The 12435-nt window shown below is 44.9% G+C and carries 11 protein-coding genes; 3 read left to right on the forward strand and 8 right to left on the reverse strand.

The features are described 5' to 3' along the window. Window positions 1-982 (forward strand): Fic family protein (locus RAC86_RS27085; RefSeq protein ID WP_377886211.1); only part of this gene is annotated, 982 nt, incomplete at its 5' end. Between the two features lie 100 nt (window positions 983-1082). Here the strand turns inward: RAC86_RS27085 and ahpF are convergent. From ahpF to gntR, 6 genes are all read right to left on the reverse strand, one after another. Then, window positions 1083-2612 carry an alkyl hydroperoxide reductase subunit F gene (gene ahpF, locus RAC86_RS27090; RefSeq protein ID WP_072565565.1) on the reverse strand — a complete coding sequence of 510 codons (1530 nt, stop codon included), beginning with the start codon at window positions 2610-2612 and terminating at the stop codon, window positions 1083-1085. 13 nt (window positions 2613-2625) lie between these two features. After that, window positions 2626-3189: an alkyl hydroperoxide reductase subunit C gene (gene ahpC, locus RAC86_RS27095; RefSeq protein WP_003236447.1), complete on the reverse strand. Its 564-nt coding sequence runs from the start codon at window positions 3187-3189 to the stop codon at window positions 2626-2628. Between the two features lie 516 nt (window positions 3190-3705). Beyond that, window positions 3706-5112: a decarboxylating NADP(+)-dependent phosphogluconate dehydrogenase gene (gnd, locus tag RAC86_RS27100; protein ID WP_029726133.1), complete on the reverse strand. Its 1407-nt coding sequence runs from the start codon at window positions 5110-5112 to the stop codon at window positions 3706-3708. Between the two features lie 22 nt (window positions 5113-5134). Beyond that, on the reverse strand, window positions 5135-6481 hold the full coding sequence (gntP, locus tag RAC86_RS27105) for a gluconate permease GntP (RefSeq protein ID WP_003227006.1): 1347 nt from the start codon (window positions 6479-6481) through the stop codon (window positions 5135-5137). Between the two features lie 28 nt (window positions 6482-6509). After that, entirely contained in the window at window positions 6510-8051 is a 1542-nt protein-coding gene (gene gntK, locus RAC86_RS27110) for a gluconokinase (protein ID WP_377886213.1), read from the reverse strand. Then, window positions 8044-8775, reverse strand: coding sequence for a gluconate operon transcriptional repressor GntR (gntR, locus tag RAC86_RS27115; RefSeq protein ID WP_003243132.1), 732 nt, complete (start codon window positions 8773-8775; stop codon window positions 8044-8046). Before gntR ends, gntK begins: the two co-directional genes overlap by 8 nt. 195 nt (window positions 8776-8970) lie before the next feature. Here gntR and RAC86_RS27120 point away from each other — a divergent pair, with 195 nt between their 5' ends. After that, window positions 8971-10119: a glycerate kinase gene (locus RAC86_RS27120; protein ID WP_080530001.1), complete on the forward strand. Its 1149-nt coding sequence runs from the start codon at window positions 8971-8973 to the stop codon at window positions 10117-10119. A 92-nt stretch (window positions 10120-10211) separates the two neighbouring features. After that, window positions 10212-11243: a polysaccharide pyruvyl transferase family protein gene (locus RAC86_RS27125; RefSeq protein ID WP_003242482.1), complete on the forward strand. Its 1032-nt coding sequence runs from the start codon at window positions 10212-10214 to the stop codon at window positions 11241-11243. A 39-nt stretch (window positions 11244-11282) separates the two neighbouring features. Here RAC86_RS27125 and RAC86_RS27130 read toward each other — a convergent pair whose 3' ends face one another. Together RAC86_RS27130 and RAC86_RS27135 are read right to left on the reverse strand one after the other, a co-directional pair. After that, window positions 11283-11975, reverse strand: a complete 693-nt coding sequence (locus tag RAC86_RS27130; protein ID WP_003227015.1) for an LrgB family protein — start codon at window positions 11973-11975, stop codon at window positions 11283-11285. After that, a complete protein-coding gene (locus RAC86_RS27135; RefSeq protein WP_029726136.1) occupies window positions 11945-12349 on the reverse strand; it encodes a CidA/LrgA family holin-like protein in 405 nt (134 codons plus the stop codon). Before RAC86_RS27135 ends, RAC86_RS27130 begins: the two co-directional genes overlap by 31 nt. Window positions 12350-12435: the final 86 nt, after the last annotated feature.

Consider the following 12435-nt stretch of genomic DNA (forward strand, 5'->3'; position numbering starts at 1 on the left):
ATTTGTTGTTAAACCTTATTTTAATAAATTAATTATTAATGAAGCACAGAGCAATAATGAAATTGAGGGGATTCGAAGTACAAAAAAAGAATTGAAAGAAGCTCTTAATGCGCTAGAACAATCTGAACCACAACATAAGCGATTTGTAGGGCTAATGAAGACATATCAATTTATAGATCAGATTGATTCTTTTAAGAGTGTTCGTGACTTCAGAAAATTATATGATGAATTGGTAGCTGATGAGATCGTGGCAGAGGATGCTCCGGATGGAGAGCTTTTTAGGAGAGGATATGTTGAGGTAAATGACGGAAATAGAACTACTCATATTGGCATTAGTTCCGAACAGAAAATTACAGAAGCATTGGATGCATTAATTGATTATTTGGATGATGAATCACATCCACAGCTTTATCGTTATATGGTTGCACATTATTATTATGAATATATTCATCCTTTCTATGATGGTAACGGTAGAACAGGACGACTAATCGTCGGGAGTTATTTATCCAGTTATTTGGAAAAGTATTCAGCTATTACGTTTTCTTACGCAGTGAATAAGAATAAAGAAAAGTACTACAAAGCTTTAGAGGAAATTCCCTCCCCTTTAAATCGAGGAGAGATGACTTTTTATTTAATCAATATGCTGGAATTGCTTCTGTCAGGACAAAAAGGGATAATTGAAGACCTTGAATTCAATTTAATGAAACTTAATCGAATTAAAAACTATATGAAAAGTGATCAATGGGTTGATTATAAGGATGAACGTGAACTCTTCTATATCATCATCACTATTAATGTATTTGTAAATGATCATGTCATGCTTTCGGTGCAAGAGTTAATGAAAATATCAGGTAAATCAAGACATATTGTTAATAAAGTTATGGATTATTTAGAAGAGCAAGGATTTGTGGAGCTTACGAGCAGAAGACCAAAATCTTATAAAATCAGTGAAGATTGTTTAGAAGAAATACTGCCTTCTTAATATGTCCTTGGTGATTCAGACCAGTTTATGTAAAGTATTCTGTTTTACAAAATATAAAAGCCGCAATGCTGCCAATCTGGCAATATTGCGGCTTTCTGTATTAGTTACGGATAAGGTAATCAAACGCGCCGAGAGCGGCAGTTGCACCTGATCCCATCGAAATAATGATTTGGTTGTACGCGCTGTCTGTGCAGTCGCCGGCAGCGAATAAGCCTGGGACGCTTGTCGCGCCGTGTTTGTCGACGATGATTTCGCCGATGCGGTTGCGTTCAACCGTTCCGTCTAACCATTCTGTGTTTGGCACGAGACCAATTTGGACGAATACACCTTGGAGTTCAACGTGTTTTTCTTCGCCTGTTTCGCGGTCTACGTATGTGATGCCGTTAACGCTCTGATCGCCTGTGATTTCTTTTGTTTGTGCATTTTTCACGACAGTGACGTTTGGCAGGCTGTAGAGACGTTTTTGCAGGACTTCGTCTGCTTTCAGTTCTGGCGCGAACTCTAGCACAGTAACGTGATTGACAATACCTGCAAGGTCAATCGCTGCTTCGATTCCAGAGTTTCCGCCGCCGATAACCGCTACGTCTTTGCCTTCAAACAATGGCCCATCACAGTGCGGGCAGTATGCGACACCTTTGTTTTTGAACTCTTGTTCACCAGGTACGTTGACATTGCGCCAGCGGGCACCTGTTGACAGGATTACTGTTTTACTTTTCAGGACAGCGCCGTTTTCAAGTTCAAGTTCGAACAGATCTTTCTTCTCAAGGCGTTTTGCGCGCTGAAGGTTCATGACGTCAATATCATATTCCTTCACGTGCTCTTCAAGACTTGCAGCAAGCTTCGGACCTTCCGTCGCTTTGACGCTGATGAAGTTTTCGATGCTCATTGTGTCGAGAACCTGTCCGCCGAAGCGCTCAGCGACAATACCAGTGCGGATGCCTTTACGCGCAGTGTAGATGGCTGCACTTGCGCCAGCAGGTCCGCCTCCGACAACAAGAACGTCAAACGGCTCTTTGTCAGCAAACTCAGATGCATCTGCGCCGCTGCCCAATTTCGCAAGAATTTCTTCAAGCGTCATACGGCCGCTTCCGAAGGATTCGCCATTCAGGTAAACGGTCGGCACTGCCATGATATTTTTGCTTTCAACTTCTGATTTGTATGCTGCACCGTCGATCATCGTGTGCGTAATGTTCGGGTTCAGCACGCTCATCATGTTTAAAGCTTGTACAACGTCAGGACAGTTGTGGCATGTCAGGCTGATATAAGATTCAAAGTGGTATTCACCGCTGATCTTTTTCACCTGATCAATGACTTTTTGGTCTACCTTAGGCGGTCTGCCGCTCACTTGGAGCAATGCCAAGACTAATGATGTGAATTCGTGGCCCAGAGGGATACCGGCGAATGTAACGCCAGTGTCTTCTCCGACACGATTGACACTGAAGCTTGGCGTTCTGTTTAATTCAGTTTTTTCAACTGAAATTTTTGATGACATGGAAGCCAGCTCATCAATGAGAGCCAGCATGTCCTTAGAAGTGTCATCTTCGCCTGCGCTAACTTTGAGAACAATATCATTCTCAATTAGCTGCATATATTGATTTAATTGTGCTTTGATGTTTGCATCAAGTACCAATTGAATGCACTCCTTAGATTTTACCTACTAGATCAAGGCTAGGTGTAAGAGTTTCGCCGCCTTCTTCCCATTTAGCCGGGCAAACTTCACCTGGGTTTTGACGAACGTATTGTGCTGCTTTTACTTTGCTGATAAGGTTGCTTGCGTCACGGCCGATACCGCCTGCATTGATTTCTACAGTTTGGATGACGCCATCTGGATCGATGATGAATGTTCCGCGGTCAGCAAGACCAGTTTCTTCGTCAAGAACATCGAAGTTGCGAGAGATCGTTTGAGATGGGTCACCGATCATAGCGTAAGTGATTTTGCCGATTTTTTCAGAGCTGTCATGCCAGCCTTTGTGTACGAAGTGAGTATCTGTAGAGATAGAGTATACTTCAACACCTAATTCTTTAAGTGCAGCGTATTGGTTTTGAAGATCTTCTAGCTCAGTTGGGCATACAAAAGAGAAATCTGCTGGGTAGAAGCAGAATACGCTCCATTGGCCTTTCAGAGATTCGTTTGTTACATCGATGAATTCACCGTTTTTGAATGCTTTTGCTTCGAATGGAAGTACTTCTTTACCGATTAAAGACATAATGTATATTCCTCCTAAAAATGTATTAGAAAGCATAAGTGCTTTCAATAATAATTCTAATTATATATGAATTATTAATTAATATATATTTTTTGTCAAGCCATAACCCCATGAATATCATTCTTTTTTTCGTTTTATTTAAGGTGTGACAGGAAAGATTTAGGCATCCCTTTTATAGCAAATGAGAATATTAATAAGGGTTGATTCTCAATTAGACAAGGTTTTCCGGGACTTTTGTGAATCAGAATGTCAGTCCGTTTAAGCATTTGAACATTTTATGACACAATGAGCAAGGGGCAAATCGTTTGATCATTTTTCTCAATAAACAAATAGCAGAAAGAACGGAACAGCAAGCATGCTATCACATGATGATCTTGGGGATTGTTTCTAGCTATTATTGTATCACTGTTTATGATATTTAAAACATAACTTATGTCTTCTGTTGTTTGAGATAGAAGAAATCATAGATGAAAAAAACACGGTTCAGTTGAAACTGACCGTGTTTTTGATGACAGGTTATTCAGACCAATTCGTATGGAAAACGCCGTCCATATCAGTCCGTTCGTACGTGTGAGCGCCAAAGTAATCGCGCTGCGCCTGCAAGAGGTTCGCATTGGAACGCCCTGTGCGGTAGCCGTCGTAATAAGAGAGCGCGGTAGTTAAGCATGGGAAAGAGATTCCGGTGCTGATACCCTCGCAAACGACTTTTCGCAGGCCTGTTTGATAGGCATGGAGCTTATCTGTGAAATAAGGCGCGATCAGCAGGTTAGCCAGATTTGGCTGCTCACTGAATGCTTCGCTGATCACGTTTAGGAAATCAGCGCGGATGATGCAGCCGCCTCGGAAAATCAAGGCAATGTCTTTGAGCGGCAGATTCCAGCCGTAAAGCTCAGATGACATCTTATATTGGGCAAAGCCTTGTGCATAGGCGCATACTTTCCCCATGTAAAGAGCCTGTCTGACGTATTCAATCCAGGTGTCTTTATCCAAGTGTTTTTCTTCGGATTCCGGGCCTGCTAATACGTCTTGAGCTGCCATCCGTTCTTCTTTTAAGGATGACAAGTAGCGGGCGAACAAGGACTCTGTGATGATCGTGGACGGGATGCCGTTATCAATCGCCTGCATGCTCGTCCATTTCCCAGTGCCTTTTTGTCCGGTTTTATCAAGGATGACATCGATCAGAGGCTGTCCTGTTTTTTCGTCTTTTTTGCGTAAAATCTCAGCTGTAATCTCTATTAAATAGCTTTTCAGCTCACCTTGATTCCATGTTTCAAAAATAGATGCAATTTCATCTAGCGGCAGACGAAGCGTTTCTCTTAGAAACGTATACGCTTCTGCAATCAGCTGCATGTCTGCATATTCAATGCCGTTGTGCACCATCTTTGTAAAGTGCCCTGCCCCTTTTGGTCCGATATAGACACAGCAAGGGTCATCTCCGACTTGGGCTGCGATTTTCGTCAGGATAGGAGCGGCTTTCTCATAGACGTCGCGATCTCCGCCCGGCATGATGGAAGGCCCTGTTAATGCGCCGACTTCACCGCCGGAAATGCCGACTCCCAGGTAGCCGATCCCTTTTTCCTTCAGCTCGTCATATCTTCTTTCTGTGTCTTCATAGTGGGAGTTTCCTCCGTCCATGATGACGTCGCCTTCTTCAAGCAAAGGCTTTAATGATTGGATGACGGAATCTACGGGTTTTCCCGCTGTGACCATCAAAAAGATTTTTCTTGGTTTTTCTAACGATTGAACAAAGTCCTCAAGCTCGTAATACGGGCTGAGAGATTGTCCATCCAGCTTTTGGATAAGCTGGTCCGTTAAATCTCTGGTGTAATTATAGACAGCGACGTTTTCGCCTTTATTTGCCATGTTTAAGGCGATGTTGCTTCCCATTACGCCTAAGCCTATGACACCAATCGTATTGAACATGTGTTACAGCTCCTTCTTAATTTCATACAACTAAACTTAACAATAAAATGAATCCCAGTCCAGCAACGGAAATAATGGTTTCCAGCAATGTCCATGTGGCGAATGTTTCTTTCATGCTTAATCCGAAGTATTCCTTGAACATCCAGAAGCCGGCGTCATTGACGTGTGAAGCGATGACACTTCCGGCTCCTGTTGCGAGTACGACTAACGCCAGGTTAACATCAGAATGGCCCAATAACGGAATGACCAGACCTGTTGTGCTTAGTGCGGCAACAGTCGCTGAGCCTAGAGAAATGCGCAGGATCGCCGCGATGAGCCATGCCAGAATGATTGGCGATAATGCCGTTCCTTTGAATAAGTCTGCTACGTAATCGCCGACACCGCCGTTGATCAGCACTTGTTTGAAGGCGCCGCCTCCTCCGATGATCAAAAGCATCATGCCGATTTGTGAAATGGCAGTTGAACAAGAATCCATCACGGTTTTGACTGGAATGTTGCGCTTGATGCCCATTGTATAGACTGCGACCAATAACGAAATAATCATAGCAGTCGATGCGTTTCCAATCAATCTGATAAAAGCTAAAATTCCGTTATCTGCAAACCCGATTGTTTCTTGAAGCAGGTCGATAATGGTCGCGACCGACATGATGATAATCGGGAGCATTGCAGTAAAGACACTGATTCCAAAGCCGGGTGTTTCTTCAAGGTTAAACGTTTTTTGTGTGCCGAGTGATGCAATATTGCCGTTTTTCGCAAATGATGCAGGAACGATTTTTTTCGCGAACTTTGTAAATAACGGCCCTGCGATGAGCACTGTCGGAACAGCAACAATAAAGCCGTACAGCAGCACTTCTCCAATGTTTGCGCCATACTCACCGGCGATCGCCGTAGGTCCCGGGTGTGGCGGCAGGAAACCGTGTGTGACGGATAGTGCCGCGACCATCGGGATTCCGAGAAATAAAATAGAAATCTTCAATTCTCTTGAAATCGCAAAGACAATCGGAATTAATAGAACCAGTCCTACTTCAAAAAATAACGCAATCCCAATAATGAATGAGGCAATTACAACGGCCCATTGAATATTTTTCTCACCGAATTTGTTGACGAGCGTCATCGCAATGCGCTGTGCGCCTCCTGAATCCGCGATCAGCTTGCCCAGCATCGCACCGAGTCCGAAGATGAGCGCGATGTGGCCAAGAGTCCCCCCTATTCCTGCTTCGATGGAGCTGACAACTTTATCGAACGGCATCCCGAGTGCCAGTGCCACGCCGAACGATACGACCAGCAGGGAAATAAATGTGTTTAATTTTAAGCCCATAATCAGAAATAGTAATGCTAAGATCCCAAGTGCAACGATGATTAACGGCATGGTAATGCCCTCCCCTTCATGTCATGTACTATTTGTGTGTGATTAAGCCCCTCTGATAATCTGCAATTTGTGTATATTGATTTTCTAATAATCTTGATAGATTGATGAAAATCGGCATTAATGTTCTGTATTCCTTGGCTGAGTCTTCGATCGGCGTATGTCTGTATGTGCTGCCGATCATGTCAGACACGGCGTCGAATGAGTCAATTTTTCCTGTTGCATACAGGCCTAAAATGCAGGCGCCGAGACATGAGCTTTCGTAGCTTTCCGGGACGACAACCTCTGATTCGAAGATATCCGACATCATTTGGCGCCAAACCTCCGACCTTGCAAATCCCCCTGTCGCTTGGATGCGGGTTACCGGGCCATCCATGCATTCAGTTAACGCCAAGAACACCGTGTACAGGTTGTAAATGACGCCTTCCAATGCCGCGCGTATCATATGCTCTTTCTTATGAGACATGGTCAGGCCGAAAAATGAGCCGCGTACATCCGGATTCCATAACGGAGCGCGTTCTCCGGCGAGATATGGGTGGAACAGCAGACCGTCAGAACCGGGTCTGACGCGTTGGGCAATTTTCGTCAGCACGTCATATGGATCAATGCCCAGCCGTGTCGCTGTTTCGATTTCGGAGGAGGCAAACTCGTCTCTGATCCAGCGAAGGACGATGCCCCCATTGTTCACAGGTCCCCCAATAACCCAATGCTTGTCCGTCAAGGCATAGCAAAAAATTCTCCCTTTTTCATCGGTTTGCGGCTTGTCAATAATCGTCCGGATGGCACCGCTTGTACCGATGGTGACGGCGATTTCGCCCTTTTTAATGGCGTTGACGCCGAGGTTGGACAGCACGCCGTCGCTGGCGCCGATGACAAAAGGCGTTTCCGGATCGATTCCCATTTGGATCGCTATTTCCGGGCTGCAGTGCTGAAAGATCTGGGTTGTCGGCACGAGTTTGGATAAGTGATCCGGCGTGATGCCTGCGATGCGCAGTGCCTCTTCGTCCCAAGCCAAGCCTTTCAGGTTCATCATGCCTGTCGCTGATGCCAATGAGTAATCGATGACATACTCATTGAACAGCTGTTTAAAAATGTATTCTTTGATGCCGATATATTTTTTTGCCTTGGAAGCGATTTCTTTCCTTTCATTCGTGATCCAGGCAATTTTACTTAACGGTGCCATCGGATGAATCGGTGTTCCCGTCCGTTTGTACACCTTATGTCCGTTCAATTCCTCTTTGATCTTATGCGCCCAGCCTTCACTTCTGTTGTCGGCCCATGTGATGCATGGCGTCAGCGGCTTGTCATTTTCGTCGATTGCAATGACGCTGTGCATGGCGCTGCTGAACGAAATGAAAGAGATCCGTTTTTCGGGATGCTGTTTTGTAATTCTCGCTGTTGTATGGATGACTGCCTGAAAAATCTCTTCCGGATTTTGTTCTGCTGTTGAGATGTCCGGTGTATAGAGCGGGTAGCCGATGCTTTCTTTCTGTACCACATCTCCGTTTTCACTGAACAGCACAGCTTTTGTGCTTGTCGTGCCGATATCGATTCCTAACATATAACTAGTCATTGTTGTATTCAGCTCCTTTTGCCAGCATTTGTTGTGAGAGCCATAGGTCTTCTACCTTATCCTGCACATCATCAAAGTTTTGGTGAAGAGACTGAATCATCAGCGCCCTATCCTTTGTTTTGATGGCTTGAATATAAAGCTCGTGGTTATCTAAGATCCTTGTGAAGTCTTCATACTTTTCCTTTAACCGTACCCGCATCGATAAAAGAATAAAGCTTTCCATGACGGGTTTTAGATTGTTCCAGATCATCTGAATGTATGAATGATCAATCGCTCGGATAATGGTTTCATGGAACAGCACATCTTGAAATGAAAATTCGTCAGCGTCCTCATATTTGATTGAGACTTTCATCATTTCAAGAATTTTGCTGAGATCCTTAACTAAAGGCTCAATGTCTATTTTGACAAGCCGTTCAAAGACAAATGTTTCTAATAGTAACCGCACATCATAAATTTCCGCGATTTTCTTCTCAGTTAAACCAATTACGACCGCTCCCATTCGTTCTAAGCGGATGATTTTTTCGGATGCGAGTATTTTTAGCGCTTCGCGAACCGGCGAACGGCTTACTGAAAACTCAGCGGCGATTGTATTTTCTGATAAAATGGTACCGCTTTCAATCAGGCCTGAAACGATCCGCATTCTCAGCTCGTATGCGACACGAACTCCGGTTGACGCTTTTGAGAGCCATTTTGCGGGATACAACAGGTCTTTGGAGTCTAGCATACACTCACCTTCCTCACTCAAGAAGTATACTTGTATACAAGTATGATAACGTGAATATTTCTTTTATGCAAACACTTTCATTTCTAATTTTTAATAAAATTTTTCCCAATCATTATGGTATTTATTTCTAAATGGAATATGGTACATTGGAGATAACTAGCATAAGTGAATCATGTTTGGAAAGAGGCGATCTGGATGAAAATCATCATTGCACCTGATTCTTTTAAGGAAAGCTTATCAGCTCTGGAGGCAGCCGAAGCGATAGAAAGAGGTTTCAAATCGGTCTTTCCGGGTGCTGATTACAGAAAATTGCCGGTGGCGGATGGCGGCGAGGGAACCGTTCAATCTCTGGTCGATGCGACCAATGGAAGGATCATAGAGCAAGTTGTCACAGGGCCGCTGGGGGAACCGGTGAGAGCTTTCTTTGGCATGATGGGAGATGGGAGAACAGCTGTGATTGAAATGGCTGCTGCTTCAGGGCTGCATCTGGTGCCTGTAGATAAGCGAAATCCGCTCATCACTACAACAAGGGGAACGGGAGAATTAATCGGAGCAGCTCTTGATGCGGGAGCGGAGCGATTGATCATCGGAATCGGCGGAAGCGCCACGAACGACGGGGGAGCCGGGATGATTCAGGCATTGGGCGGAAGGCTTCTTGATAACTCAGGTCGCGAGATTGGCCCGGGGGGCGGCGCGTTATCTCAGCTTGCATCAATAGATGTTGGCGGGCTTGATTCCAGATTGCGGAATGTCAAACTGGAAGTTGCCTGTGACGTGGACAATCCGTTAACAGGACCAAAGGGCGCTACGGCTGTTTTCGGACCGCAAAAAGGCGCGACGGCCGACATGCTGGATGTACTAGACCAGAACGTAAGCCATTTCGCTGATATGACAGAAAAAGAGCTCGGATCAACCTTCCGAGATACAGAGGGCGCCGGTGCAGCGGGCGGTCTTGGATGGAGCCTGCTGACTTATCTTCAGGCTGACCTGAAAAGAGGCATTGATATTGTCCTTGAAGCGGTTGATTTTGAAAGTATCGTTCAGGATGCAGATCTTGTGATTACCGGCGAGGGACGGATCGACAGCCAAACGGTTCATGGAAAAACGCCGATCGGCGTAGCCAAGGCGGCTAAATCATACGATGTGCCTGTCATCGGTATTGCGGGATCAGTATCACGTGACAGTGATGCCGTCTATCAACACGGAATCGATGCGCTTTTCAGCATCGTCCCCGGAGCCGTGCCGCTAGAAGATGCGTTTGAACATGCCGCGGAATATATGGAAAGAACGGCGCGGGACATTGCAGCGTCTATCAAATTGGCGAAAACGATGTTTCTGATATAGCCGATGCACATGCCAATGCATAGCCATCCTTCTTTTTGGGTAGAGACAGTTAACACACAATGAGGAATTCATCCCAGAAGGAGGACGCAGATATGACTGTACAAGAAATCAAAGGCAAAAAACTAGTAAAAGGCATTGCGCCAAATGTGGAGCCGGAAGCTCTGTTAAATGATAAACGAAAAGTATTTTTGTTTGGTTCCCCTAGTTACACAAACATTGGAGACCAAGCGATTGCGTATGCAGAAGAGAAATTTATCAAAAATCATTTTCCGTATTATGAATACATTGAGATTATGGATTATGCGACGGATGAGGGCATTGAACTGGTGAAGGAGATCATTCGTGAAGACGATATTGTCTGCTTTACAGGCGGAGGGAACTTAGGAAACCTTTATCTTGATATTGAGGAAGACAGAAGAAAGGTCTTTTCGGCATTTAAAGACTACAAATCAATTTCTCTGCCACAATCCGTTTATTTTGAGGATACAGAGGAAGGACAGAAGGAAAAGAAAAAAACACAGGATGCGTACCATCAAAATACAAACTTAACGATTGCTGCGCGTGAGACGCAAACACTGGATGTTGTGAAAGAGACCTTCAACTCCAATGTGATCTTTACACCGGACATGGTGCTTTCCTTGGATATTGTGCCGCGAGAGCTCGAGCGGGACGGCGTTCTCTTTATTTTAAGAGCGGATAAGGAGAAAGTGACTGACGAAGATTTTATTTCACAGATGAAGCAATGGGCAGAAAAAACAACTTACACAGAGCGTACCGATACGGTGCTGGATACGGTAGACACCATCGATTACGCTGATCGTGAAAAGCATTTTATGGAGATGCTGGACCGCATCGGCTCCAGTAAATTGGTGATTACCGACCGCCTTCACGCGATGATTTTCTCGATTATCACCAAAACACCTTGCCTTGTCTTTGGAAACAGCTATGGCAAAGCCAAACATTCATATCGGGATTGGCTTGAAAGCTTAAACTTCATTGAATATACGGATAAGAATGATGTTGAGGAGCTGGAGCGTATGATTGACCGCCTGCTTCAAGCAGAACCGAATGATGTTGATTTATCTAAGGACTTTCAGCCGCTGATTGATTTTTTTGCTTCTTAAACGAAAAAGACTGCCCTCCCCCGGGGCAGTCTTTCTTTGTTAAATATGAAACAGCCAGACGACGAGCGGGCCGAAGAATGAGCCGAGCACCGCACAAAGCGTCATGGAGACGGAACTCATGGATACGGCCAGTTCCCCATATTCCAATGCTTTGGAGGTACCCAGTGCGTGGGAGGCGCTGCCTAATGCAATGCCTTGTCCAAGGGAGCTGCGTATGCGAAGCCATTTTAGGAAAAGCGGCCCGAGGATGACGCCTGAAAAGCCCGCAATCATGACAAATACGACTGTCATGGAAGGGACGCCGCCAAGACCGGCGGCGATCTGAATAGCGACAGGGGTTGTGATCGACTTTGGCAGAATGGATAATAAGAGATCATGATCAATCCCGAATGCTTCTGCGAAGATCAGCCCGCTGATCATTCCCATGCATAAGCCGACCAGGACGCCGCCTAAAATGGGAACACAATGTTTGACAATGATATGCCATTGCTTATAAAGCGGATAGGCCAGCGCCACAACAGCCGGCCCAAGCAAAGAATTGATCCATTTCCCCCCGATCATATAGCCTTCATAGGAAACATGGAACATCATCAAAGCCGCTACAATCAAAATGGTCGTTGTGAGAACGGGGATCAGAAATGGAAGCGGGAATCGCTTATAGAGTTTGACCATCGCTAAATAAGCGGCAACTGTTAAAAGAATTATAATGATCGCGATACATGCTTGCTGCATTTCTCTTTCTCCTCCCGTTTTTTTGCTTTTTTCTCTAATAGCTGGCTGGCGAATCCAGCCGCAATGATCGTGACGATGGTGCTGAGAACGACTGTAATCAGCAGCATCAGGCCATTGAATGAAATGAGAGACGGATAGTTTATCACTCCTGTCATTGCCGGGATGAACAACAATGGAAGGAAGGATAATAAAAACCCTGCTCCGTCTTCAATGAGGGAGACAGGAACAATACGGAGGCCCAAGCAGATCAGAAGCAATACCAATCCAACGATGCTTCCTGACACGGGTAAATGAAACAGATGCTGAATGGCTTCCCCGATCATAAAAAATACATATAATATCAACACTTGCAAAATAATTCGTATGACTTTCACATCAAGTGCTGCTCTCCAATCAGAACAGCTTCCTCCTTTCTGGTGCTTGCTTCTAGGATGGTTCTGAGGAATCGCTTTACTTTCTT

The sequence above is a fragment of the Bacillus sp. LR_5 genome, assembly GCF_042709275.1.

What these genes read in the sequence shown, in the direction of transcription:
- ahpC (WP_003236447.1), bottom strand. Translation starts at nt 3,189, where the DNA reads ATGTCTTTAATCGGTAAAGAAGTACTTCCATTCGAAGCAAAAGCATTC.
- gnd (WP_029726133.1), bottom strand. Translation starts at nt 5,112, where the DNA reads ATGTTCAATACGATTGGTGTCATAGGCTTAGGCGTAATGGGAAGCAAC.
- gntP (WP_003227006.1), bottom strand. Translation starts at nt 6,481, where the DNA reads ATGCCGTTAATCATCGTTGCACTTGGGATCTTAGCATTACTATTTCTG.
- gntK (WP_377886213.1), bottom strand. Translation starts at nt 8,051, where the DNA reads ATGACTAGTTATATGTTAGGAATCGATATCGGCACGACAAGCACAAAA.
- gntR (WP_003243132.1), bottom strand. Translation starts at nt 8,775, where the DNA reads ATGCTAGACTCCAAAGACCTGTTGTATCCCGCAAAATGGCTCTCAAAA.
- RAC86_RS27120 (WP_080530001.1), top strand. Translation starts at nt 8,971, where the DNA reads ATGAAAATCATCATTGCACCTGATTCTTTTAAGGAAAGCTTATCAGCT.
- RAC86_RS27125 (WP_003242482.1), top strand. Translation starts at nt 10,212, where the DNA reads ATGACTGTACAAGAAATCAAAGGCAAAAAACTAGTAAAAGGCATTGCG.
- RAC86_RS27130 (WP_003227015.1), bottom strand. Translation starts at nt 11,975, where the DNA reads ATGCAGCAAGCATGTATCGCGATCATTATAATTCTTTTAACAGTTGCC.